Origin of the sequence: Enterobacter cloacae complex sp. P12RS (genome assembly GCF_014895875.1) — a bacterium.
Lineage (GTDB): Bacteria > Pseudomonadota > Gammaproteobacteria > Enterobacterales > Enterobacteriaceae > Enterobacter > Enterobacter bugandensis.
Genome location: NZ_JADBQO010000013.1, coordinates 71,565 through 94,749 on the forward strand (window position 1 = coordinate 71,565; position 23,185 = coordinate 94,749).

Genomic DNA, 23,185 nt, shown 5'->3' on the forward strand with positions numbered 1-23,185 from the left:
TCCCTATGTTTACAGCGTGACGTGAATTTCCTGACTGATTGCCCCAAAATCGTTAACGAAACGCCAGACCAGCGCGTGGCCGTTAATCCCTTCCGGAAGCGGCAAACGCACAGTGTCAAAAGGGGGAATGATGTTTAAGGGAACGTCTTTTTTATCGACGGTGACATTCATAACGTTAATATGTAGCGGGCTCGGATTTTCAATCACGAGCTGCCGGTTTTGAACACGCCATTTAACCTTCGCTGCAGCCCGTTCAGGCGTGATATTCAGGGTCGCCGGACGCCAAAAAAGTTTTATCCGCGTCTTAATCGCAATTTCGAGCGAATTGGGGTTTGAACTGGACGGCGGAATATTTTTGATGTTGAGCCAGAACAGCGATTCCCGATCGTGAGGCAGTTCGCCCTTCACTTTCATGATGCGCAATACTTTCTCCTGCCCGGCCTCCAGCCTTGAAACCGGCGGAATAACGGTAAAAGGAGGTTTATTCGACGCTGTATCGCCTTTAAAAGGATCGACCCACGTCTGTATGAGATAAGGCGTGGTCGCTTCGTTATTTTTTATGCTAATTGTCGCATCGGATTTATCGCTACTATAAACAACGCGGGTTCCGCCAATAATGACGCCAGCCGTCGACAAGGGTGTTAAAAATGAAAAAGAGAGCATGATGAACAGAGTCAACAAACGCCGTAAATACATCAGTTATCCTCACATCCTGTGGAGGAGCCTGCAAAAAGGATAAAACAGGCTCCTGGCGAACAGCTGAAGATTATTTCAGGTATTCAATGGTGAACTGGGAATCCGCGTTCGCTGTACCCGGCGTAACCGTAGCCAGCGTCTGCACAAACTTCGCTTTAAAGCCCATGTCCGCTTTGCCGTCGGTGATAGCAACATAATTTGAATTGTTATACAGCGGGATCGCCGTATCATCGTTCAGGTTGAAGAGCTTGATTGCAACGCCGGTAGCCGTAACGGCTTCACCTTCGCCGGTGTAAATACCGTCAGTATCCGCTTCACCGTTAACAGGCGTGCCAATAGACAAATATCCTTTGCCGATGGTGTCTTTATCTTCTGTTCCGTCAAAACGAACTGCTGCCTGAGTATAGGTTGCAGGGCATTTCTCCAGTTTAATATGGAAATCTTTTACTGACGCCGTTGAGTCAATGCCGGAGAACGTCGTTTTGGCAACGCGGCCGATATTCACCGTCTGATCGGCGGTATCAGGCGTCACTTCACACGTTGAATCAATAACCTCTCCGCGGAAATGAACCGTACCATCCGCAGCAAATGATTGTCCTGCCATTAACGCCGATGCGAGTGCAATCGCCACCGTAATTCCATTATTTTTCATGATAACTCCATTAATTAAATCAATATTGCGTTTATCATAAAGACAACGCCATCCCAAATGCGATGAAATAATATTCTTCGGGAAGAATGATCTTCAAGGGGGGAGTTTAAATTAATGGAATAATGACGAACCATAGCTGGAATAATAATAGAGAAAAACAAATATAATATTATTTTTGCTTTGTCATTAAAATTCCTTTTCAGTATACACATAAAAAGGACACATATTTTATAAACAAACCATTTTTAGGATTCCGTTAATAAAAGCTGATCGTTTAGTGATCAAAATAGAAAATACTAATGCCTGGAAGCAATCTCGTTCATTATTCACACAATAAAGTAACGAAATGCGTCAGAATAAGATGATTGATAGCAAAGAGAAAGCTGATGAGAAAAAGTAAGGAAAAAATGGCTACACGTCGTGTAGCCATTAACAGAAGGGATTATTCTACGGTGACCGATTTCGCCAGGTTACGCGGCTGGTCAACGTCGGTGCCTTTGATCAGCGCCACGTGGTAAGCCAGCAGCTGCAGCGGAACGGTGTAGAAGATCGGTGCAATCACCTCTTCCACATGCGGCATCTCGATGATGTGCATGTTGTCGCTGCTGGCGAAACCGGCATCTTTATCAGCGAAGACGTACAGCACGCCGCCGCGGGCGCGTACCTCTTCGATATTAGACTTCAGTTTTTCCAGCAGTTCGTTGTTCGGTGCGACAACAATGACCGGCATATCCGCGTCAATCAGCGCCAGCGGGCCATGCTTAAGCTCGCCTGCCGCGTAGGCTTCCGCGTGGATGTAGGAGATCTCTTTCAGCTTCAGTGCGCCTTCCAGCGCAATCGGGTACTGATCGCCACGACCCAGGAACAGAGCATGGTGCTTATCAGAGAAATCTTCCGCCAGCGCCTCAATGCGTTTGTCCTGAGACAGCATCTGCTCAATACGGCTCGGCAGCGCCTGGAGACCGTGAACGATGTCGTGCTCAACGGAAGCATCTTCGCCTTTCAGACGCGCCAGCTTCGCCACCAGCATCAGCAGAACGGTCAGCTGAGTGGTAAACGCTTTGGTGGAGGCCACGCCGATTTCGGTGCCCGCTTTGGTCATCAGCGCCAGATCGGACTCACGCACCAGGGATGAGCCCGGAACGTTACAGATGGCCAGCGAGCCCAGATAACCCAATTCCTTAGACAGACGCAGCGCTGCCAGCGTATCCGCCGTTTCGCCGGACTGGGAAAGGGTGATCATCAGGCTGTTACGACGCACTGCAGACTTGCGATAGCGGAACTCAGACGCGATTTCCACGTCGCACGGCACGCCCGCCAGGGATTCAAACCAGTAGCGAGAGACCATACCGGAGTTATAAGAGGTACCGCAGGCTACGATCTGAATATGTTCAACCTTGCCGAGCAGTTCGTTGGCGTTTGCCCCCAGCTCGCTCAGATCCACCTCGCCGTGGCTGATGCGCCCGGTCAGAGTGTTTTTGATAGCGTTCGGCTGCTCGTAGATCTCTTTCTGCATGTAGTGACGGTAAGCGCCTTTGTCGCCCGCGTCGTACTGCAGGTTAGATTCGATCTCCTGACGCTTCACCTGCTCGCCTTTGGTGTCGAAGACGGTCACGCTGCGGCGCGTCACTTCCGCGATATCGCCCTCTTCCAGGAAGATAAAGCGACGGGTGACCGGCAGGAGCGCCAGCTGATCGGAGGCGATAAAGTTTTCACCCATGCCCAGACCGATAACCATCGGGCTACCGGAACGCGCGGCCAGCAGGGTAGATGGATCGCGGGAGTCCATGATCACCGTACCATACGCACCGCGCAGCTGAGGGATAGCGCGCAGCACCGCATCACGCAGCGTACCGCCCTTTGCCAGCTCCCAGTGAACCAGGTGAGCAATCACTTCGGTGTCGGTTTCAGAGACGAAGGTATAGCCGCGCGCTTTCAGTTCTTCACGCAGCGGTTCGTGGTTTTCGATAATGCCGTTATGCACCACCACGATGTGTTCAGACACATGCGGGTGCGCGTTACCTTCAGACGGTTCGCCATGCGTCGCCCAGCGGGTGTGCGCGATACCGGTACCACCGTGCAGCGGATGTTCTTCCGCAGCCTGAGCCAGCATCTGCACTTTACCGAGACGACGCAGACGGGTCATATGCCCTTCTGCATCCACGACAGCCAGACCGGCAGAGTCGTAACCACGGTATTCCAGACGACGTAAACCTTCGAGAAGGATTTCAGCAATATCACGCTGCGCAACTGCGCCAACAATTCCACACATATTTTAGATTCCGAATTTAGGCATTATGCCTGCGTTGTCGCTGACCTGTATTTACCCTTTCCGGGCGCCCCGAGCCTTGTAGAGAGTGGGGTTATTTTTATGGGTACTGCTTGTGGGGGGAGATATATATTTATCTCCTCTCCCGGGTTTGCCTGATGACGGCTACGCCTTATCAGGCCTACTCAATCGTAGGGCGGGTAAGCGTAGCGCCAACCCGCCTTGTTGTTACTTTTTCTTCACCGGGCGTTTCCAGCCCTGCTTGTGTACCTGCGGCACGCGGCTTAACACCAGCTCGTTATCCGCTACGTCGCGCGTGACGGTCGTGCCGGCGGCAATGGTCACGCCGTTACCCACGGTAACCGGTGCCACCAGCTGCGTGTCAGAGCCCACGAACACGTCATCGCCGATGATGGTTTTAAACTTATTGGCGCCGTCATAGTTACAGGTAATGGTTCCTGCACCAATATTCACGTTATCGCCAATCTCCGCGTCGCCCAGATAGGTTAAATGACCCGCTTTGGAGCCTTTACCCAGACGCGCTTTTTTCATTTCCACGAAGTTGCCCACGTGCGCGCCTTCCAGCAGCTCAGCACCCGGGCGCAGACGCGCAAACGGGCCGATAGTACACGCTGCTTCAAGATGAGCATCTTCCACCACGCTGTACGGGCTGATTTCGCAGTCGTCACCGATGACGCTGTTTTTAATCACGCAGCCGGCGCCAATTTTGACGCGGTTGCCCAGCGTGACGTTGCCTTCCAGGATAACGTTAGTATCGATCTCAACGTCGCGCCCGTGAGACACGGTGCCGCGCAAATCGAAACGCGCCGGATCGCGCAGCATCACGCCAGCAAGCAGCAGCTTCTCTGCCTGCTCGGACTGATAAATACGCTCAAGACGGGAAAGCTGCAGGCGGTTATTCACGCCGTCCGTTTCGCTGATGCGCGCCGGATGAACGGCGGCGATCTCACGCCCTTCGTGATACGCCATCGCAATGATGTCGGTGATGTAGTACTCACCTTGCGCGTTATTGTTGTCGAGCTGAGAGAGCCAGCGCTTCATGTCCGCACCATTGGCAATCAGGATGCCGGTGTTGATCTCCTGAATCTTGCGCTGTTCATCACTGGCATCTTTATGTTCAACGATACCCGTTACGTTGCCGTTTTCACGCGTGATACGGCCATAGCCCGTTGGATCGTCCAGCACAACGGTCAATAAACCGATGCCGCCCTGCGGCTTGGCTGCACGCAGGCGAGTCAGCGTTTCAACGGAGATCAGCGGAACATCACCGTAGAGCATCAGAATATCTTCGTCATCGGCAAAGAACGGCGCAGCCTGCTGCATCGCATGACCGGTACCCAGCTGTTCAGCCTGAAGCACCCAGTTGAGCGCGTCATCGCTCAGCGTCTTTTTAAGCAGATCGCCGCCGTGGCCGTAGACCAGGTGAACCTGACGGGCACCCAGTTCATTCGCTGCATCAATGACATGCTGCACCATTGGCTTTCCTGCCAGCGTGTGGAGCACTTTAGGCAGATCGGAATACATGCGGGTACCTTTGCCAGCGGCAAGGATCACCACGCTCATCGCACTGTTTGACATACGCATCCTGACGGTAGTTTGAGTGAGAAGTAAAAACGTTTGATGCCTAAAATTCTACATCTTTTTCATCATGAATTAAGGATGAAAAAAAAAGCCAGTCTGGTATCCAGACTGGCTTTTGTGCTTTTCAAGCCGGTGTTACATCGCTTTTTTGGTCAACTCGATAACGCGCAGTTTCGCGATCGCTTTGGCCAGCTCCGCAGACGCCTGAGCGTAATCCACGTCACCATGAGAGCTGCTAATGTGCTCTTCAGCCTTACGCTTCGATTCCAGGGCTCGCGCTTCGTCGAGATCCTGGCCACGAATAGCGGTATCGGCCAGAACGGTCACACTGCCAGGCTGCACTTCAAGAATGCCGCCGGACAGATAGATAAACTCTTCGTGACCGAACTGTTTAACGATGCGGATCATACCAGGCTTAATGGCGGTGAGCAGCGGTGCGTGACCCGGGAAAATACCCAGTTCACCTTCACTGCCCGTTACCTGGATTTTCTCGACCAGACCAGAGAACATTTGTTGCTCTGCGCTGACGACGTCCAGGTGGTAAGTCATTGCCATATCACCCTCCGATTAAGGCGTTAAAGTTTTTTGGCTTTTTCCACGGCTTCTTCGATGGAACCAACCATGTAGAACGCCTGCTCTGGCAGGTGATCGTATTCGCCTTCCATGATGCCTTTAAAGCCACGGATGGTGTCTTTCAGGGAAACGTATTTACCCGGAGAACCGGTGAATACTTCCGCAACGAAGAACGGCTGGGACAGGAAGCGCTGGATCTTACGCGCACGTGCTACCACCAGTTTGTCTTCTTCAGACAGTTCATCCATACCCAGGATGGCGATGATGTCTTTCAGTTCCTGGTAACGCTGCAGCAGGGACTGTACGCCACGCGCGGTGTCGTAGTGTTCCTGACCAACAACCAGTGGATCCAGCTGACGGCTGGTGGAGTCCAGCGGGTCAACGGCCGGGTAGATACCCAGAGACGCGATCTGACGGCTCAGTACCACGGTTGCGTCTAAGTGCGCAAAGGTGGTTGCTGGAGATGGGTCAGTCAAGTCATCCGCAGGTACGTATACCGCCTGAACAGAGGTGATAGAACCGGTTTTGGTAGAGGTGATACGTTCCTGAAGAACACCCATCTCTTCCGCAAGCGTAGGCTGATAACCTACCGCTGAAGGCATACGACCCAGCAGTGCAGATACTTCGGTACCGGCCAGGGTGTAACGATAGATGTTATCAACGAACAGCAGAACGTCACGGCCTTCGTCACGGAATTTCTCAGCCATCGTCAGACCAGTCAGCGCAACGCGCAGACGGTTTCCTGGTGGCTCGTTCATCTGGCCGTAAACCAGGGATACTTTGTCCAGAACGTTGGAGTCGGTCATTTCGTGGTAGAAGTCGTTACCCTCACGAGTACGTTCACCTACGCCCGCAAACACGGAGTAACCGGAGTGCTCGATCGCGATGTTACGGATCAGCTCCATCATGTTTACGGTTTTACCTACACCCGCACCACCGAACAGACCAACTTTACCGCCCTTCGCAAACGGACACATCAGGTCGATAACTTTGATGCCGGTTTCCAGCAGTTCCTGAGAGCTGGACAGCTCTTCGTAGGAAGGTGCCGCGCGGTGGATAGCCCAACGCTCTTCTTCACCGATGTCGCCTTTCATGTCGATTGGCTGACCCAATACGTTCATGATACGACCCAGTGTTGCTTTACCTACCGGGACTTCGATCGGGTGCTCAAGGTCTTTAACTTCCAGACCACGACGCAGACCGTCGGAAGAACCCATCGCGATGGTACGCACGATACCGCCGCCGAGCTGCTGCTGAACTTCCAGCACCAGGCTCTCGTTACCATTCTGTACCTCAAGCGCGTCGTACACGCGTGGTACGGCGTCCTGAGGGAACTCGACGTCCACCACGGCGCCGATTACCTGGACAATCTTTCCAGTAGCCATCTTGAATCCTCTACGTAATTCGTAAACCTGGTTAAACCGCGGCGGCCCCCGAGACGATCTCGGTGAGTTCCTGAGTAATGCTGGCCTGACGAGCTTTGTTGTAAACCAACTGCAGCTCTTTAATCAGGCTGCCGCCATTATCGGTCGCGGCTTTCATCGCCACCATTCGTGCGGCCTGCTCGCTGGCCAGGTTTTCTACAACGCCCTGATAAACCTGAGATTCAACGTAACGACGCAGCAGGGTATCCAGCAGCGGTTTCGGATCGGGTTCATACAGGTAATCCCAGGCTTTCTGCTTCAGCTCGTCATCTTCTGATGCCGGTAACGGCAGCATCTGAGTGAGCGTTGGAACCTGAGACATGGTGTTAATGAATTTGTTGCTGACAACGTACAGTCTGTCCAGACGGCCTTCATCGTAGGCCTGCAACATCACTTTAACCGGGCCGATCAGTTCGGACAGGGACGGGTTATCACCCATACCGGTCACCTGAGCGACAATGTTGCCACCAACGGAGTTAAAGAAAGAGACGCCTTTAGAGCCAATCAGTGCCAGATCGCACTGAACGCCTTTATCAGACCAGCCTTTCATATCCGCCAGCAGTTTTTTGAACAGGTTAATGTTCAAGCCGCCACACAGACCACGGTCAGTCGACACCACCAGGTAGCCCACGCGCTTAACGTCGCGTTCTTCCAGGTAAGGGTGCTTATATTCCAGATTACCGTTTGCAAGGTGACCAATCACTTTGCGCATGGTCTCTGCATAAGGACGGCTGGCCGCCATGCGATCCTGCGATTTACGCATTTTGGAAGCGGCGACCATCTCCATCGCTTTAGTGATCTTTTGCGTGTTCTGGACGCTTGCGATCTTACTACGTATCTCTTTTGCGCCGGCCATGAGCTTCTCCTCAATGCCAGGCGGCTTGCCCTGAGACAAGCCGCCGGACGATTACCAGGATTGGGTTGCTTTGAAGGAATCGAGGATAGCTTTCAGCTTGCCTTCGATTTCGTCGTTATAGCCACCGGTCTGGTTGATCTCTTGCATCAGCGGAGCGTGATCACGGTCGACGTAAGCCAGCAGAGCGGCTTCAAAGCTACCGATTTTCGCCAGTTCCACATCTTCGAGGTAACCGCGTTCAGCCGCGAACAGTACCAGGCCCTGCTGAGCAACAGACATTGGAGCGTACTGTTTCTGCTTCAGCAGCTCGGTCACTTTCTGACCGTGGCTCAGCTGTTTACGGGTTGCTTCGTCCAGATCGGATGCGAACTGAGAGAACGCAGCCAGTTCACGATACTGTGCCAGCGCGGTACGGATACCACCGGACAGTTTCTTGATGATCTTGGTCTGAGCAGCACCACCCACACGGGATACGGAGATACCCGGGTTAACCGCCGGACGAATACCGGAGTTAAACAGGTTGGTTTCCAGGAAGATCTGACCATCGGTAATGGAGATTACGTTGGTCGGAACGAACGCAGAAACGTCACCCGCCTGGGTTTCAATGATCGGCAGCGCGGTCAGAGAACCTGTTTTACCCTTCACTTCACCTTTGGTGAAGTTCTCGACGTATTCCGCGTTAACGCGGGAAGCACGCTCCAGCAGACGAGAGTGGAGGTAGAATACGTCGCCCGGGAATGCTTCACGTCCTGGTGGACGACGGAGCAGCAGGGAAACCTGACGATAAGCAACAGCCTGTTTAGACAGGTCATCGTATACGATCAGCGCATCTTCACCGCGGTCACGGAAGTATTCGCCCATTGCGCAACCGGCGTATGGCGCCAGGTATTGCAGTGCAGCAGATTCAGACGCGGTTGCTACCACAACGATGGTGTTAGACAGTGCGCCGTGCTCTTCCAGTTTACGAACCACGTTAGAAATAGTGGACGCTTTCTGGCCGATAGCCACGTACACACATTTGATGCCGGAGTCACGCTGGTTGATGATGGCGTCGATTGCCATCGCGGTTTTACCGGTCTGACGGTCACCGATGATCAGTTCACGCTGACCACGACCGATTGGGATCATGGCGTCAACGGACTTATAACCAGTCTGCACTGGCTGATCAACGGACTGACGGTCGATAACGCCTGGTGCGATAACTTCGATTGGGGAGAAGCCATCGTGCTCAACCGGACCTTTACCGTCGATTGGCGCACCCAGGGTGTTAACAACGCGACCCAGCAGGCCACGGCCAACCGGCACTTCCAGAATACGGCCAGTACACTTAACCTTCATGCCTTCGGCGAGGTCAGCGTATGGACCCATCACAACTGCACCTACGGAGTCGCGCTCCAGGTTCAGTGCGATAGCGTAACGGTTACCCGGCAGGGAAATCATCTCACCCTGCATACAATCGGCCAGGCCGTGGATGCGGATAACACCGTCACTTACAGAAACAATAGTACCTTCGTTGTGAGCTTCACTCACAACATTGAACTGAGCAATGCGCTGCTTGATCAGTTCGCTGATTTCGGTGGAATTCAGTTGCATGCTCCAGTCCCCTTAAGACTGCAAGACGTCTGCAAGGCGCTCAAGACGGCCGCGTACGCTGCCATCAATGACCATATCACCCGAGCGGATGATTACGCCTGCCATTACAGACTTATCGATTTTGCAATTCAGCTTAACTTTGCGTGACAGACGTTTTTCCATCGCGGCGGTGATTTTCGCAAGCTGTTCGTCACTCAGTTCAGTCGCGGAAGTCACTTCGACTTCTGCAGTTGCTTCACTAAGGGCACGTAAGTGCTCAAACTGCTCGAGAACATCCGGGAGCACACGGAGACGACCATTTTCTGCCATGACCTTAATCAGGTTCTGGCCGTTGGCATCCAGTTGCTCTCCGCACACGGCGATAAACGACGCGGCGAGAGTTTCAGGCGCTAACGCACCGGAAAGCAACTCGGCCATTTGTTCGTTTTTCGTCACCTCAGCGGCAAACGCCAGCATATTCTGCCAGCGATCGACATTTTGGTGTTCGACAGCAAAGTCAAAAGCTGCTTTGGCGTAGGGGCGAGCTACCGTAACAAATTCAGACATCAGCCCCTCCCTCCTTACAGTTCAGCGACAAGTTTGTCCACGATGTCGCTGTTAGCAGCTTCATCCACGGAACGTTCGATGATCTTCTCGGCGCCAGCAACAGCCAGAATCGCAACCTGCTTACGCAGTTCTTCACGAGCACGTTTACGCTCAGCTTCAATTTCAGCCTGAGCCTGTGTCACGATCTTAGTACGTTCCTGTTCTGCTTCAGCTTTGGCTTCGTCCAGGATCTGAGAACGGCGCTTGTTAGCCTGTTCAATGATTACCTGAGCTTCAGCTTTCGCTTTTTTCAGCTGGTCTGTCGCGTTGGCCTGTGCAAGGTCCAAATCTTTCTTAGCGCGTTCTGCGGAAGCCAGACCGTCAGCAATTTCTTTCTGACGTTTTTCGATGGCAGCCATTAAAGGCGGCCATACATACTTCATGCAGAACCAGACAAAGAGAATAAACGCGATGGCCTGGCCGAGGATTGTTGCGTTCATGTTCACAGCACAATACCTCTTAAATTTCTGTGGCTTGGGGTTTTAAAACAACTACTACGCGACAGCAAACATCACGTACAGACCCAGACCTACAGCGATCATTGGGATAGCATCCACCAGACCCATAACGATAAAGAACTGAGTACGCAGCAGAGGAATCAGATCAGGTTGACGCGCTGCGCCTTCCAGGAATTTACCTCCGAGGATGCCGATACCGATCGCAGCACCGATAGCCGCCAGACCCATCATCACAGCGGCAGCCATGTACAGCAGATCCATATTCAGGTTTTCCATGACAGTCTCCAGTTTGTTTCAATTAAAACGTAGTAGTGTTGGTAAAAAATCAGTGCTCTTCAGACGCCATCGACAGATAGACGATCGTCAGAACCATGAAGATAAAGGCTTGCAGCGTAATGATCAGGATGTGGAAAATGGCCCATGGCACATTCAGAACCCACTGTGACCACCACGGCAGAAGACCCGCGATCAGAATGAAAATCAGCTCACCCGCATACATGTTGCCGAACAGTCGCAGACCCAGTGAAACAGGTTTGGACAGCAGGCTAACGCCTTCCAGGATCAGGTTGACCGGAATAAACGCCCAGTGGTTGAACGGCTGCAAGGTAAGCTCTTTCACAAAGCCGCTTACGCCTTTCATTTTGATGCTGTAGAAAAGAATCAGGATAAACACGCCCAGCGCCATAGACAGGGTGATGTTCACGTCCGCAGACGGTACAACACGCAGCGCAGGCAGGCCGAAGATGTGCTCGCCGATGAACGGCAGCAGGTCAATTGGCAGCAGGTCCATCAGGTTCATCAGGAAGACCCAAACGAACACGGTCAGGGCCAGCGGAGCAATCAGCTTGCTCTTACCATGGTACATGTCTTTCACGCTGCCATGGACGAAGCCGATGATCATCTCAACGAACGTCTGGAATTTCCCTGGAACACCGCTGGTCGCTTTTTTAGCAACGCTGCGGAACATGGCCAGGAACAGAAGACCCAAAACCACCGAGAAGAACATGGAGTCGATGTTGATCGTCCAGAAGGTGGCCGGGGGGTTATGTGGATCCACCAGCGAGAATGTACGCAGGTCCAGCTGAAGGTTATTCAGATGGTGACCTATGTAATCCTGCGGCGTCATATTTTCTGAAGCCATGATGCCTTTTACCCTTTGTTATTGATTACAGCTGGAGCCAGAACTTGTACCACCAGCACCAAAACCCACGTTGCTATCAGCGGCATGAATACCACTTTCAAAACCGCCAGCGCCATCACCAGTAGAGCAAAGGTCAGCAACACCTTACACACTTCGCCGAGGGCGAAGGACCAGGCCACGCGGCCTTTGGCGGGTGTATGCGCCTGATGACGCCAGGCAAAAATCATAAACAACACGTTTGGCAGCACGACCGCCAAACCCCCGCACACGGCGGAGATGCCCCAGAAGGGGTCTTTGAGGCTAAACAGCAGTCCACTTGCTATCACAGCCAGAAACTGAATGAACAGAAGCTTACGAGCAACGTTTCTACTCAAGAGCGACACAGACATCACGTTTTTACTCCTGCTCCCTTCGAGGTATGCCGCGTGTCGTATAAAACGTCCTTTAAGGCTCAGAGTCAAGCATCAAAAAGCGGACAAATTATACGGTGCGTACCCGTGATTTCAAACATTAAGTAGCGAAAAGGTGAATAAATGTTTAAATATTTTTCCCCAGCGCTATTTTTTAACTTTCGTAGAAAGCACCGACCTTCGAGCAAAACTGCAAACAGCGCGAAAACGTTGACTACAAAGCGTGCACGAGATCACAAAACACACATTTGCGATAAGGTTGTATTTATCAAAGCCGTAAATCGCCCAGGATTATCTTTCTGAAATTAAACACAAAATATCGCAACTATTTTCAAAACAGCCCCGTACACAATAAAAACCTTTTATTGACATTCTTAATAAATAATTAACATTGCGTTCTGGTTACAGCCTTCCACTTTTAGCAGGCTGATATTTTCATAGTTGACTATCTTCGCGATGAATAATCGACGTGAGGTTAACCGCAAGAAAATCCCTGGTAAAAAAGCGGTTAAACGCTCTCTGGTTAATCCCGGTTAGTTGTGCTGTTTTTTAACATACTCAGAACAGCACAAATTCCACATTTTTTATTATTTTTTTAAAAATTGTTTGGCTTAATTATCACCAGATGACGTTCACCGTCGAGCTGCGGAACGTTTAATTTCTCGATGGTTTCAACGCTAAAACCGTCCGGAAGCTGTTCAATTTCATCACCGGGCAGCTGCCCTTTCAGCGCATAAAAACGGCCATCTTCTGCCGGCAGATGCTTACACCAGCTCACCATGTCATTGAGCGAAGCAAACGCACGGCTGATAACGCCGTCAAACGGCGGCTCTGCCGGAAACTCCTCTACCCTGCTCTGTACGGGCGTGATGTTATCGAGCTTCAGTTCATGCTGAACCTGGCGTAAAAAGCGCACGCGCTTGCCCAGGCTGTCCAGCAGCGTGAAATGGCTCTCAGGTCGGACAATCGACAGCGGAACGCCCGGCAAACCCGGCCCCGTCCCCACGTCGATAAAACGTCCACCTTTCAGGTACGGCGCCACCACGATACTATCGAGAATATGGCGAACCAGCATCTCGTTGGGATCGCGCACAGACGTCAGGTTGTACGCTTTATTCCATTTGTTCAGCATATCGACATACGCCACCAGCTGGTTTTTCTGGTGATCGGTGAGCGAAATACCTGCCTGATCCAGCAGACGAGAGAGTTTGTTGAGCACGGTGAATACCTGTTGAGAGTTTTTTTGCCCGGTGGCGCTGCCGCTTACCGAGCCTACGAATAAGTAGGGCGGGTCAGCGAAGCGCCACCCGCCAAAAGCAATGTCAATTACGCGCTACGGCGCAGCATGCCCTGCTTTTTCAGCCACACCAGCAGGATCGAAATCGCCGCCGGCGTAACGCCCGAGATACGGGAGGCCTGGCCAATCGATACCGGTTTGTGATCGTTCAGCTTAGCGATCACTTCGTTGGAAAGGCCCGTCACCTGACGGTAGTCCAGCATTTCCGGCAGCAGCGTGTTTTCGTTGCGCTGCTGTTTTTCGATCTCATCCTGCTGACGCGCGATGTAGCCTTCGTACTTCACCTGAATTTCGACCTGCTCGGCAGCTTCAGCGTCTTCAAGGCCCGGTGCGAACGCGGTCAGTTTGACCAGATTCTCGTAGGTGACTTCAGGACGACGCAGCAGATCTTCGCCGCTGGCTTCACGCGACAGCGGCGCTGTTAAGTGAGCGTTCACTTCGGCAGCGGTTTCCGCCTGTGGGTTTACCCACGTGGTTTTCAGGCGCTGACGTTCCTGTTCAATACGTTCCAGCTTCTCGTTGAAGCGCGCCCAGCGTTCGTCATCCACCAGACCCAGCTCGCGGCCTATCTCGGTCAGACGCAGGTCGGCGTTGTCCTCGCGCAGCATCAGACGATATTCCGCGCGAGAGGTAAACATACGGTACGGTTCTTTGGTGCCCAGCGTGCAGAGATCGTCGACCAAAACGCCCAGATAGGCCTGAGAACGCGCCGGTGCCCAGCCCTCTTTCTCGGCCGAGAAGCGGGCAGCGTTCAGACCGGCAAGCAAACCCTGCGCTGCGGCTTCTTCGTAGCCGGTGGTGCCGTTAATCTGCCCCGCGAAGAACAGGCCGTGGATGAATTTGCTCTCCAGCGTCGGCTTCAGGTCACGCGGGTCGAAGAAATCGTACTCAATAGCGTAGCCAGGGCGAACGATTTTCGCATTCTCCATCCCCTGCATTGAGCGAACAATTTGCATCTGCACGTCGAAGGGCAGGCTGGTGGAGATGCCGTTCGGGTAAATTTCGTTCGAGGTCAGCCCTTCCGGCTCCAGGAAGATCTGGTGCTGGTTACGATCGGCAAAGCGCATCACTTTGTCTTCGATCGACGGGCAGTAACGTGGGCCGATCCCTTCGATCACGCCAGCGTACATTGGGCTGCGATCGAGGTTATTGCGGATCACGTCATGGGTTTTTTCGTTGGTATGCGTGATGTAGCACGGTACCTGCTGCGGGTGTTGCGCCGCGTTGCCCATGAACGAGAAAACCGGCATCGGGTTATCGCCGTGCTGTTGGGCCAGTACGCTGAAATCAATGGTGCGCGCATCGATACGCGGCGGCGTGCCGGTTTTCAGACGGCTGACGCGCAGCGGCAGTTCACGCAGACGACGAGACAGCGGAATGGACGGCGGATCGCCAGCACGGCCACCGCTGTAGTTGTCCAGACCAATATGGATTTTGCCGTCCAGGAATGTCCCAACCGTCAGCACCACGGCTTTGGCGCGGAACTTGAGGCCCATCTGGGTCACGGCGCCCACGACGCGATCGTTCTCAACGATAAGATCTTCTACCGCCTGCTGGAAGATCATCAGGTTCGGCTGGTTCTCCAGCGCGGTGCGCACGGCCTGGCGGTAAAGCACGCGGTCTGCCTGCGCACGAGTGGCGCGAACAGCAGGGCCTTTACTCGCGTTTAGTATCCTAAACTGAATGCCCGCATGATCGATCGCTTTCGCCATCAGGCCGCCAAGTGCATCCACTTCTTTTACCAGGTGTCCTTTCCCAATGCCGCCAATCGCCGGATTACAGGACATTTGTCCCAGCGTGTCGATATTGTGTGTCAAAAGCAGGGTCTGCTGACCCATTCGCGCTGCGGCCATTGCGGCCTCAGTGCCTGCATGACCCCCGCCAATGATGATGACGTCAAAAGGATCCTGATAAAACATGGTGGTCTGCCTCGCGTAAAGCGGTATGAAAATGGATTGAAGCCCGGGCCGTGGATTCTACTCAACTTTAGTCTTTCGAGAAAGCATTGGGATCCTGGGCTATTAAAAAGAAGATCTTTTTTATTTAGAGATCTGTTCTATTGTGATCTCTTATTAGGATCGCGGACACGTGTGGATAAGTCCGATCCTGCAAATAAGATCATGCAGTTAGGAAGGATCGTTTGCTGTGAATGATCGGTGATCCAGGACCGTATAAGCTGGGATCAGATCGCCACTTTATACACAGGCCAAAAACGACGCTAGGGTTGTTCTTTGGATAACTACGGGTTAATACGAGCTTTTAACCAGAGTTATCCACATCTGTTCGCGCGATCTTTAATCGTTTTTGAGTAAATTTTTCCATTCCGCGAGCCAGATCTCGGCTGGATCTTCCGGAATGTCATGATCGAGGATGTTGATCTTGAGCGTTTCACCCAGCTGTTTTGCTCCGCAAGCGGTAACAGCGGCTTCGACCTTCTCTATTGCCCCGCAAAAGGTGTCATATTCACGACTGCCGATCCCCACTGCGCCAAAACGGACGTTTGACAGGTCGGGCTGCTGTTCCAGCAGTTCGTCATATAAAGGTTGCAGGTTATCCGGCAGATCGCCCGCGCCGTGCGTGGAGGTGATCAGCAGCCAGACCCCGTCAGCCGGGAGATCTTCAAGCAGCGGCCCGTGCAGCGTTTGTGTAGAAAAGCCTGCATCTTCCAGCTTCTCAGCCAGATGTTCCGCTACGTATTCCGCACCGCCAAGAGTGCTGCCGCTGATAAGGGTAATGTCCGCCATTGATCGCTCGCTCAGATAAAGAGGGGATCATTGTACGCTGTGAACGAGCTGGGATCTACCTGTGGAAAATGTGGGAATGAATTTGCCCGATCACGGGCGGATGGTACGCATGATCGGGTTTTGCAGGGAGATCAGTGTCTCGGTGGACTGAATTTCATCAATTGTTTGGATCTTGTTGATAAGTACCTGCTGGAGGGCATCGATGGAGCGGCACATCACTTTAATAAAGATGCTGTAGTGCCCGGTGGTGTAGTACGCCTCGGTGACTTCATCGAGCGCGTTCAGCTTTGCCAGCGCGGAGGGGTAATCTTTTGCGCTTTTAAGAATAATGCCGATGAAGCAGCAGACGTCGTAACCCAGCTGCTTCGGGCTGACGTCGATGCGCGCGCCGGTAATAATCCCTGCCTGCTTCATCTTCTCTACGCGAACGTGAATGGTTCCCGGGCTGACGCCAAACTGTTTCGCCAGTTCGGCGTAGGCTGTACGGGCATTGGCCATTAAGGCCTCAAGGATGCCGCGGTCCAGATTGTCGATCTGATAATTTTCCATAGCTTTTTCTTATGAAGATTAATGAATACGTCTATTCTAGCGTCTTATTTTAACGAATCAAAAGTGAAGGTGGCTTTTTGTTGATGGGTTATTGAATTAAGTGTCGGTTCTGTTGCTTAATCATTATCAACAGGACGCAGGAGTATAAATAATGAAAACCGCTTACATCGCAAAACAACGCCAGATCAGTTTCGTAAAATCCCATTTTTCCCGCCAACTGGAAGAGAAGCTTGGTCTTATTGAAGTTCAGGCGCCGATTCTTAGCCGCGTGGGTGACGGGACGCAGGATAACCTGTCTGGATGCGAAAAAGCGGTACAGGTGAAAGTGAAAACACTGCCAGATGCACAGTTCGAAGTGGTGCATTCCCTGGCGAAGTGGAAGCGTCAAACCCTGGGACAACACGACTTCAGCGCGGGCGAAGGGCTCTATACGCACATGAAAGCCCTTCGCCCCGATGAAGACCGCCTCTCCCCGATTCACTCTGTCTACGTTGACCAGTGGGACTGGGAGCGAGTAATGGGAGATGGTGAACGCCACGTCGGCACGCTGAAATCCACCGTTGAGGCGATCTACGCGGGGATCAAAGCGACCGAAGCGGCCGTGAGCAAAGAGTTTGGTCTGGTACCGTTCCTGCCGGATACGATCCACTTTGTCCACAGCCAGGAACTGCTGAGCCGTTTCCCGGATCTGGATGCCAAAGGCCGCGAGCGGGCGATCGCCAAAGAACTGGGCGCGGTATTTCTGATTGGCATCGGCGGCAAATTGTCTGATGGCAAACGTCACGACGTTCGTGCGCCGGATTATGATGACTGGAGCACCGCGGGCGAAAGCGAATATGCCGGTCTGAACGGCGATATTCTGGTCTGGAACCCGGTTCTGGAAGATGCGTTTGAGCTCTCTTCGATGGGGATCCGCGTGGATGCAGAGGCGCTGAAGCGCCAGCTGGCGGTGACCGGTGATGAAGATCGCCTTCAATTAGAGTGGCATCAGGCGCTGTTGCGCGGTGAAATGCCGCAGACCATCGGCGGCGGTATCGGGCAGTCCCGTCTGACCATGCTGCTGCTGCAACTGTCTCACATTGGTCAGGTGCAGTGTGGGGTCTGGCCGCAGCAGGTACGTGAAAGCGTCGATTCTCTTCTTTAATTAACGCCGCCAGCGTCTGAGCAGGCGGCTACGCAACCCGGTATCAAAGCGCCAGATATGATCGAAGATGCGCATGATGCCGGGTTTTCCATGTGCGGACATCGCCACGGCATGAAAACGGTGCTGGTGCACGCGCTGCAGCTCCTTCACTTTATTTACCACATCTTCCGGCAGCCGCTGGGCAATGAAATCGGAAATCACCACCGCGTCAGCGTCGTACCAGTCGCCGCCCTGCATCCGTTCTACAATGCTGCGAAAACAGCTGGCCAGATCGGTGCCGCCGCGAAAACGCTGGCTTAAAAAGCGGATGGCCTGCTCAATGCCCTGCTGGTTCGTCAGCTCATAGCCCACGACTTCGCTGGAGAAGAGCATGATAAAGCAGCGACGGCGGTCAGCGAGCGCCACGCGCATCAGCGCCAGACAGAACGCCTTCGCACACTGCTCGTTAAAGCCGCCCATTGAGCCGGACGTATCCACGCAGACAATAAACGGCCCGCGCGGCTGCTCATCAAAGTCCTGATGCACGACCGGGCGCTGGCTGAGCTTCTCTCGCCAGGCTTCGCCGTGCAGCCGATAGGTGAGAAGCTGTTTTTCCACCAGCCGCCGGTAAAACTCATACTCCAGTTCGGTCATCCCCAGCGTGCTTAGCTCGGTCGGCAGCAGGCGCAGGATGTCATCGCTTTGCTGGAGTCCGTCGACCTGCTCCGGCACGGTAGCCGGTTCGCGTACAAGGGTGCGGAAGGTTTCCATCGGGGCATCCTTCTTTGGGACCGATTTGGCCTCTCGCGAGCGGCCGAGCTGTTCCGCGAGCTTCATCAGCTCCGGCTGCTGGGTAAGAAAGTCGCCGTACTTCACGATCAGTTGATAATCCCCGCGCCGCAGCTGCCCGGCGCTCATATCCCAGAGGCGACCAGCGGCGTTTTCATTTTCTACCAGCACCTCTTCGAGCTGGCCACTCAGCGTCATGCGTTCCTGGACTTCGCTGAGCAGCTGTTCCCGCTCTTCATCCAGAAGCTGTTGGTTCAGCGTGGTAGCCTGGACGACCAGGCTCAGGCGCCAGCGCTGTAAAAAGAGCGTGTGCAGCGCCGGGGTAAAGGTGGCGTTTTCTGTGACCAGCGTTCTGGCCTGGCTGGCAAACGGAGAGTGGACTTTATCGAGCAGGGTAAGGGTTTGCGGGATCTGGACGATAAACTGTGGCGTCGATAGCCGCTGACACTGCTGATAGGCCGCGACTTCCTCCGTCAGTTCGGGCGGGACTTCTGTCTCCTTAAACCGCTGCCGCAGATTGTCGCGCCAGCGCGGGAGATCGTCCGTCATCGCTTTTTTGAGTTTCGGGAATTTTTCAAAGAAGGCCGCCAGCTGCGGCGATGCCAGAAGGGTAATCACCACCTCCTCGATCAACCCTTCCTCGCTGACGGCCAGCATCATATTGAGCGTGTCCAGCGTTAGCATTGACGCGCCTGTTTGATCTGCGCGCTGACGTCCTGCAGGCTGGCTTCAATGCGACCTAGCCAGTCGCTATGAATAAAGAGGCATTTTTGCTGCTCGCTGAAGCGGGTGTGCTGCTGATGCCATTCGGTATCCAGCGCTTCCAGCTGCTGTTTAATCTCTTCCGGCACGCTGTCCGAGGCGGTGCCGGGAAGCGCAAGACGCGATCCCTGAAGGCTCACGTCGCGGATCACCAGGTGCTGACTGCTGTCCACTTCCATATTCAGCGGCTGCGCGAAACCGATGCCGTTGAGCTTTCCGCGGATCTCCCCGCCCTTATCCAGCCACTGCGCCAGCGGCTCGCGTTCAATCGTAATGTGCACCACCTGCATATCATGCAGCTTGAGGGGCTGCTGGAGCAGCAGTGTCAGCGTCGTGCCGGTCAGATCGGCGGGTAGCTCGTAATGCGGTTTGCGGGCGAACATGCCGCCCAGTCGGTTCACTTTTAGCGCGGTTTTATCGCTTTGCTGCTGCTGGAGCTGAATGCGCCGTTGGGCAATCGCCCCCAGCTGGTTGAGCATCGCCTGCTGCCCCCAGGCGTGCCCGGTCATCAAAACGTCCAGCTGCTGCTGCATCAGGTTCATGCCTTCTGCGTCGTGCCAGAGGCAGTCTTTTAGCAGGATCAGATCGATAGGGGCGACCGCGTCGCGACCGCTGAACAGCGCGCTGGCCTGGAGCAGACGGATCGCTTTTTTCCAGCGACGATCCGAGACGTACGGGGCGGAAGGCAGGGAATCAAGCTGCTGGCGCAGCATGAAGATCAGCTCAAAGACGGCGTCGGGCAGCTTAATTTTACCGATCTCGTCCTGCCACTGATGGTACTCCTCGTCCGTCACCTGCAGTGAAGGCGCGACCGGGTTTTCGTTTTCGTCCTGCTGGCTCACCAGCATTGAACGGAAGTTTGATTTATCCTGGACTTTATCCAGCCACAGGCGGATCAGCATGCGGTCATACAGCGCTTCCAGGCTGCTGTCGGCTTCGGGCAGTTCGTTTGACGCGGCCACCAGCAGGCGCATGGGGATCTTCTCTTCGCTCGCGCCGTTGCGGAAGCGGCGTTCGTTGATTGCCGTCAGCAGGGTATTCAGAATGGCCGGGCCGGCTTTCCAGATCTCATCAAGAAAGACGATTTCCGCTTCCGGGAGATAGCCCGCCGTCAGACGCTCATAGCGCCCTTCATCTTTCAGCGCCTGAATAGAAAGCGGGCCGAAAACTTCTTCTGGCGTGGAGAAGCGCGTCATCAAATACTCGAATGCGCGAGCGTTCTGGAAAGCGAACTTTAGGCGGCGTGCAATCAAACTTTTGGCAATGCCCGGCGGTCCCAGCAGAAATACGCTTTCACCGCTCAATGCCGCCAGCAGGCAAAGGCGAATGGCGTGGCTACGTTCGTAAAGGCCTTTCTCCAGCGCGCTGCTGAGGCGGGAAATTCTTTCTGCTAATAAATGTGAGTGAGCCATAATAGTTTTGCATCCTTTCGCCGTTGTGGCGGCCAATTGAAGCGAGTATAGACGTTTCAGTCAGGGCTGGTAATAGGCTGAAGTGCGGCGCAATTTTCTTTGCGCTACATTAATGCGGTTGCATTTAGGGGTACGATTTTGCAATGAATCGTGCATACTGTGCGCTTTTTGTGGACCAAGGGACAGGAACACATTTGTTATTTAAACGAAAAGACTAGTCTATGAGCACTGATAATAAGCAATCATTACCCGCAATAACGCTTGCGGCGATCGGGGTTGTCTACGGTGATATCGGCACCAGCCCACTTTATACGCTTCGTGAATGTTTGTCCGGCCAGTTTGGCTTTGGTGTTGAGCGCGATGCCGTGTTTGGCTTCCTGTCCCTCATCTTCTGGCTGCTGATTCTGGTCGTTTCCGTTAAATATCTCTCCTTCGTTATGCGTGCAGATAATGCGGGCGAAGGCGGGATCCTGACCCTGATGTCCCTTGCCGGTCGCAATACCTCGGCCAGAATGACGTCTGTGCTGGTGATTATCGGCCTGATAGGTGGCAGCTTCTTCTACGGGGAAGTGGTGATAACACCGGCTATCTCGGTGCTCTCGGCGATTGAAGGGCTGGAGATTATTGCCCCGCAGCTTGATGCCTGGGTTGTCCCGCTGGCAATCATCGTGTTGACGCTGCTGTTCATGATCCAGAAACACGGTACCGGGCTGGTGGGCAAACTGTTTGCGCCGATTATGCTGGCCTGGTTCCTGATCCTGGCGGCGCTCGGTTTGCGCAGCATTATTGCGAACCCGGAAGTGCTGCATGCGCTGAACCCTTACTGGGCGGTGCATTTCTTCCTTGAATACAAAGTGGTTTCCTTCGTGGCGCTGGGTGCGGTCGTGCTCTCCATCACCGGTGTGGAGGCGCTCTATGCTGACATGGGGCATTTCGGGAAGCTGCCTATCCGCGTGGCATGGTTTATTGTGGTACTCCCGTCGCTGGTGCTGAACTACTTCGGTCAGGGCGCGCTGTTGCTCAAGAACCCGGAAGCGATTAAGAACCCATTCTTCCTGCTGGCACCTGACTGGGCGCTGGTGCCTATGCTGATCCTCGCAACGCTGGCGACCGTGATTGCCTCTCAGGCGGTGATTTCCGGGGTGTTCTCTCTGACCCGTCAGGCCGTTCGTCTGGGATATCTCTCGCCAATGCGCATTATCCATACCTCAGAGATGGAGTCGGGCCAGATCTACATCCCGTTCGTTAACTGGCTGCTCTACTTCGCTGTTGTGATCGTGATTGTTAGCTTCGAACACTCCAGTAATCTGGCGGCGGCCTACGGTATTGCCGTGACCGGTACGATGGTGCTGACGTCGCTTCTCTCCACCACGGTGGCGTACCGCAACTGGCACTGGAATAAGTTCCTCGTGGGGATGATTCTGGTGGGCTTCCTGTGCATTGACGTGCCGCTGTTCTCTGCGAACCTCGACAAAATTGTCTCCGGTGGCTGGCTGCCGCTGACGCTGGGCCTGTTGATGTTCATTGTCATGACCACATGGAAAAGCGAGCGCTTCCGCTTGCTGCGCCGCATGCATGAGCACGGTAATTCTCTGGAGGCGATGATCGCGTCGCTTGAGAAATCCCCGCCGGTGCGCGTGCCGGGTACCGCGGTTTACATGTCTCGTGCCCTGAATGTGATCCCGTTTGCGCTGATGCATAACCTTAAGCACAACAAAGTGCTGCACGAGCGCGTGATCCTGCTGACGCTGCGCACCGAAGATGCGCCGTACGTTCACAACGTGCGCCGCGTACAGATTGAGCAGCTGTCCCCGACCTTCTGGCGCGTGGTGGCGAGCTACGGCTGGCGCGAAACGCCGAACGTGGAAGAGGTGTTCCACCGCTGCGGTCTGGAAGGGTTAAGCTGCCGGATGATGGAGACGTCGTTCTTTATGTCCCACGAGTCGCTGATCATCGGCAAGCGCCCATGGTATCTGCGTCTGCGCGGTAAGCTGTATCTGATCCTGCAGCGTAACGCCCTGCGCGCGCCTGACCAGTTTGAGATCCCGCCTAACCGCGTCATTGAGCTGGGGACGCAGGTCGAGATTTAAGTCTCCGTGCGGCCTGATGCCCTCACCCCGTCCCTCTCCCACAGGGAGAGGGCGCAAACATCTAAAACGGTAACCTGACGGTTACCGTTTTGCATTTACCTCCCCTCCATTTCACTTAGCGAAACGTTTCGACGTTGATCACAAATCCGTTACGTCATGA

At 53.8% G+C, this 23,185-nt stretch carries 21 protein-coding genes; 2 read left to right on the top strand and 19 right to left on the bottom strand.

Annotated elements, in window-relative coordinates; translation table 11 throughout:
- Nucleotides 1–9 precede the first annotated feature (9 nt).
- The 17 genes from IM284_RS09975 to asnC all read right to left on the bottom strand — a co-directional run bounded on the left by IM284_RS09975 (nt 10) and on the right by asnC (nt 16,849).
- Complete coding sequence (locus tag IM284_RS09975; RefSeq protein ID WP_047366741.1) at nt 10–696, bottom strand: fimbrial chaperone; 687 nt, start codon at nt 694–696, stop codon at nt 10–12.
- Nucleotides 697–766: 70 nt separating this feature from the next.
- Nucleotides 767–1,348 (bottom strand): chaperone-usher fimbrial major subunit, encoded by a 582-nt coding sequence (locus tag IM284_RS09980; protein WP_047366742.1) that lies wholly within the window; start codon nt 1,346–1,348, stop codon nt 767–769.
- Nucleotides 1,349–1,790: 442 nt separating this feature from the next.
- Nucleotides 1,791–3,620, bottom strand: coding sequence for a glutamine--fructose-6-phosphate transaminase (isomerizing) (gene glmS / locus IM284_RS09985; protein WP_047366743.1), 1,830 nt, complete (start codon nt 3,618–3,620; stop codon nt 1,791–1,793).
- Nucleotides 3,621–3,845: 225 nt separating this feature from the next.
- Nucleotides 3,846–5,216: a bifunctional UDP-N-acetylglucosamine diphosphorylase/glucosamine-1-phosphate N-acetyltransferase GlmU gene (gene glmU, locus IM284_RS09990; RefSeq protein WP_045631290.1), complete on the bottom strand. Its 1,371-nt coding sequence runs from the start codon at nt 5,214–5,216 to the stop codon at nt 3,846–3,848.
- Between the two features lie 138 nt (nt 5,217–5,354).
- Nucleotides 5,355–5,774, bottom strand: a complete 420-nt coding sequence (locus tag IM284_RS09995; protein ID WP_006177560.1) for a F0F1 ATP synthase subunit epsilon — start codon at nt 5,772–5,774, stop codon at nt 5,355–5,357.
- A 20-nt stretch (nt 5,775–5,794) separates the two neighbouring features.
- Entirely contained in the window at nt 5,795–7,177 is a 1,383-nt protein-coding gene (gene atpD / locus IM284_RS10000; protein WP_003862362.1) for a F0F1 ATP synthase subunit beta, read from the bottom strand.
- A gap of 31 nt (nt 7,178–7,208) precedes the next feature.
- A complete protein-coding gene (atpG, locus tag IM284_RS10005) occupies nt 7,209–8,072 on the bottom strand; it encodes a F0F1 ATP synthase subunit gamma (protein WP_003862364.1) in 864 nt (287 codons plus the stop codon).
- 51 nt (nt 8,073–8,123) lie between these two features.
- Nucleotides 8,124–9,665 (bottom strand): F0F1 ATP synthase subunit alpha, encoded by a 1,542-nt coding sequence (gene atpA, locus IM284_RS10010; RefSeq protein WP_003862367.1) that lies wholly within the window; start codon nt 9,663–9,665, stop codon nt 8,124–8,126.
- Nucleotides 9,666–9,677: 12 nt separating this feature from the next.
- Nucleotides 9,678–10,211, bottom strand: a complete 534-nt coding sequence (atpH, locus tag IM284_RS10015; RefSeq protein ID WP_003862369.1) for a F0F1 ATP synthase subunit delta — start codon at nt 10,209–10,211, stop codon at nt 9,678–9,680.
- A gap of 14 nt (nt 10,212–10,225) precedes the next feature.
- Nucleotides 10,226–10,696 (bottom strand): F0F1 ATP synthase subunit B, encoded by a 471-nt coding sequence (gene atpF / locus IM284_RS10020; protein ID WP_003862370.1) that lies wholly within the window; start codon nt 10,694–10,696, stop codon nt 10,226–10,228.
- A gap of 48 nt (nt 10,697–10,744) precedes the next feature.
- Nucleotides 10,745–10,984, bottom strand: coding sequence for a F0F1 ATP synthase subunit C (gene atpE / locus IM284_RS10025; protein ID WP_000429386.1), 240 nt, complete (start codon nt 10,982–10,984; stop codon nt 10,745–10,747).
- Between the two features lie 49 nt (nt 10,985–11,033).
- Nucleotides 11,034–11,849 (bottom strand): F0F1 ATP synthase subunit A, encoded by an 816-nt coding sequence (gene atpB, locus IM284_RS10030; protein WP_028014916.1) that lies wholly within the window; start codon nt 11,847–11,849, stop codon nt 11,034–11,036.
- Between the two features lie 8 nt (nt 11,850–11,857).
- On the bottom strand, nt 11,858–12,238 hold the full coding sequence (gene atpI, locus IM284_RS10035; protein WP_008500194.1) for a F0F1 ATP synthase subunit I: 381 nt from the start codon (nt 12,236–12,238) through the stop codon (nt 11,858–11,860).
- Between the two features lie 616 nt (nt 12,239–12,854).
- Nucleotides 12,855–13,478 carry a 16S rRNA (guanine(527)-N(7))-methyltransferase RsmG gene (rsmG, locus tag IM284_RS10040; RefSeq protein WP_028014915.1) on the bottom strand — a complete coding sequence of 208 codons (624 nt, stop codon included), beginning with the start codon at nt 13,476–13,478 and terminating at the stop codon, nt 12,855–12,857.
- Nucleotides 13,479–13,585: 107 nt separating this feature from the next.
- The gene (gene mnmG / locus IM284_RS10045) at nt 13,586–15,475 is read right to left on the bottom strand and encodes a tRNA uridine-5-carboxymethylaminomethyl(34) synthesis enzyme MnmG (RefSeq protein WP_045261176.1); all 1,890 of its coding nucleotides are present in this window, start codon (nt 15,473–15,475) and stop codon (nt 13,586–13,588) included.
- Between the two features lie 375 nt (nt 15,476–15,850).
- On the bottom strand, nt 15,851–16,300 hold the full coding sequence (gene mioC / locus IM284_RS10050) for an FMN-binding protein MioC (RefSeq protein ID WP_041911749.1): 450 nt from the start codon (nt 16,298–16,300) through the stop codon (nt 15,851–15,853).
- A gap of 90 nt (nt 16,301–16,390) precedes the next feature.
- Nucleotides 16,391–16,849: a transcriptional regulator AsnC gene (gene asnC / locus IM284_RS10055; protein ID WP_008500198.1), complete on the bottom strand. Its 459-nt coding sequence runs from the start codon at nt 16,847–16,849 to the stop codon at nt 16,391–16,393.
- Nucleotides 16,850–17,000: 151 nt separating this feature from the next.
- Here asnC and asnA point away from each other — a divergent pair, with 151 nt between their 5' ends.
- Nucleotides 17,001–17,993 (top strand): aspartate--ammonia ligase, encoded by a 993-nt coding sequence (gene asnA, locus IM284_RS10060; RefSeq protein ID WP_047366745.1) that lies wholly within the window; start codon nt 17,001–17,003, stop codon nt 17,991–17,993.
- Here the strand turns inward: asnA and viaA are convergent, their stop codons facing one another.
- The gene (gene viaA, locus IM284_RS10065; RefSeq protein ID WP_041911751.1) at nt 17,994–19,445 is read right to left on the bottom strand and encodes an ATPase RavA stimulator ViaA; all 1,452 of its coding nucleotides are present in this window, start codon (nt 19,443–19,445) and stop codon (nt 17,994–17,996) included.
- On the bottom strand, nt 19,439–20,935 hold the full coding sequence (gene ravA, locus IM284_RS10070; RefSeq protein ID WP_045631286.1) for an ATPase RavA: 1,497 nt from the start codon (nt 20,933–20,935) through the stop codon (nt 19,439–19,441). The genes viaA and ravA overlap by 7 nt, the downstream gene beginning before the upstream one ends.
- 221 nt (nt 20,936–21,156) lie before the next feature.
- Between ravA and kup the strand changes: the two genes are divergently transcribed.
- Nucleotides 21,157–23,025, top strand: coding sequence for a low affinity potassium transporter Kup (gene kup / locus IM284_RS10075; RefSeq protein WP_045261172.1), 1,869 nt, complete (start codon nt 21,157–21,159; stop codon nt 23,023–23,025).
- Nucleotides 23,026–23,185: the final 160 nt, after the last annotated feature.

Bases quoted from the DNA above. Each gene is read 5' to 3' on its own strand.
- IM284_RS09975 (WP_047366741.1), bottom strand. From the start codon at position 696: ATGTATTTACGGCGTTTGTTGACTCTGTTCATCATGCTCTCTTTTTCA.
- IM284_RS09980 (WP_047366742.1), bottom strand. From the start codon at position 1,348: ATGAAAAATAATGGAATTACGGTGGCGATTGCACTCGCATCGGCGTTA.
- glmS (WP_047366743.1), bottom strand. From the start codon at position 3,620: ATGTGTGGAATTGTTGGCGCAGTTGCGCAGCGTGATATTGCTGAAATC.
- glmU (WP_045631290.1), bottom strand. From the start codon at position 5,216: ATGTCAAACAGTGCGATGAGCGTGGTGATCCTTGCCGCTGGCAAAGGT.
- IM284_RS09995 (WP_006177560.1), bottom strand. From the start codon at position 5,774: ATGGCAATGACTTACCACCTGGACGTCGTCAGCGCAGAGCAACAAATG.
- atpD (WP_003862362.1), bottom strand. From the start codon at position 7,177: ATGGCTACTGGAAAGATTGTCCAGGTAATCGGCGCCGTGGTGGACGTC.
- atpG (WP_003862364.1), bottom strand. From the start codon at position 8,072: ATGGCCGGCGCAAAAGAGATACGTAGTAAGATCGCAAGCGTCCAGAAC.
- atpA (WP_003862367.1), bottom strand. From the start codon at position 9,665: ATGCAACTGAATTCCACCGAAATCAGCGAACTGATCAAGCAGCGCATT.
- atpH (WP_003862369.1), bottom strand. From the start codon at position 10,211: ATGTCTGAATTTGTTACGGTAGCTCGCCCCTACGCCAAAGCAGCTTTT.
- atpE (WP_000429386.1), bottom strand. From the start codon at position 10,984: ATGGAAAACCTGAATATGGATCTGCTGTACATGGCTGCCGCTGTGATG.
- atpB (WP_028014916.1), bottom strand. From the start codon at position 11,849: ATGGCTTCAGAAAATATGACGCCGCAGGATTACATAGGTCACCATCTG.
- atpI (WP_008500194.1), bottom strand. From the start codon at position 12,238: ATGTCTGTGTCGCTCTTGAGTAGAAACGTTGCTCGTAAGCTTCTGTTC.
- mnmG (WP_045261176.1), bottom strand. From the start codon at position 15,475: ATGTTTTATCAGGATCCTTTTGACGTCATCATCATTGGCGGGGGTCAT.
- mioC (WP_041911749.1), bottom strand. From the start codon at position 16,300: ATGGCGGACATTACCCTTATCAGCGGCAGCACTCTTGGCGGTGCGGAA.
- asnC (WP_008500198.1), bottom strand. From the start codon at position 16,849: ATGGAAAATTATCAGATCGACAATCTGGACCGCGGCATCCTTGAGGCC.
- asnA (WP_047366745.1), top strand. From the start codon at position 17,001: ATGAAAACCGCTTACATCGCAAAACAACGCCAGATCAGTTTCGTAAAA.
- viaA (WP_041911751.1), bottom strand. From the start codon at position 19,445: ATGCTAACGCTGGACACGCTCAATATGATGCTGGCCGTCAGCGAGGAA.
- ravA (WP_045631286.1), bottom strand. From the start codon at position 20,935: ATGGCTCACTCACATTTATTAGCAGAAAGAATTTCCCGCCTCAGCAGC.
- kup (WP_045261172.1), top strand. From the start codon at position 21,157: ATGAGCACTGATAATAAGCAATCATTACCCGCAATAACGCTTGCGGCG.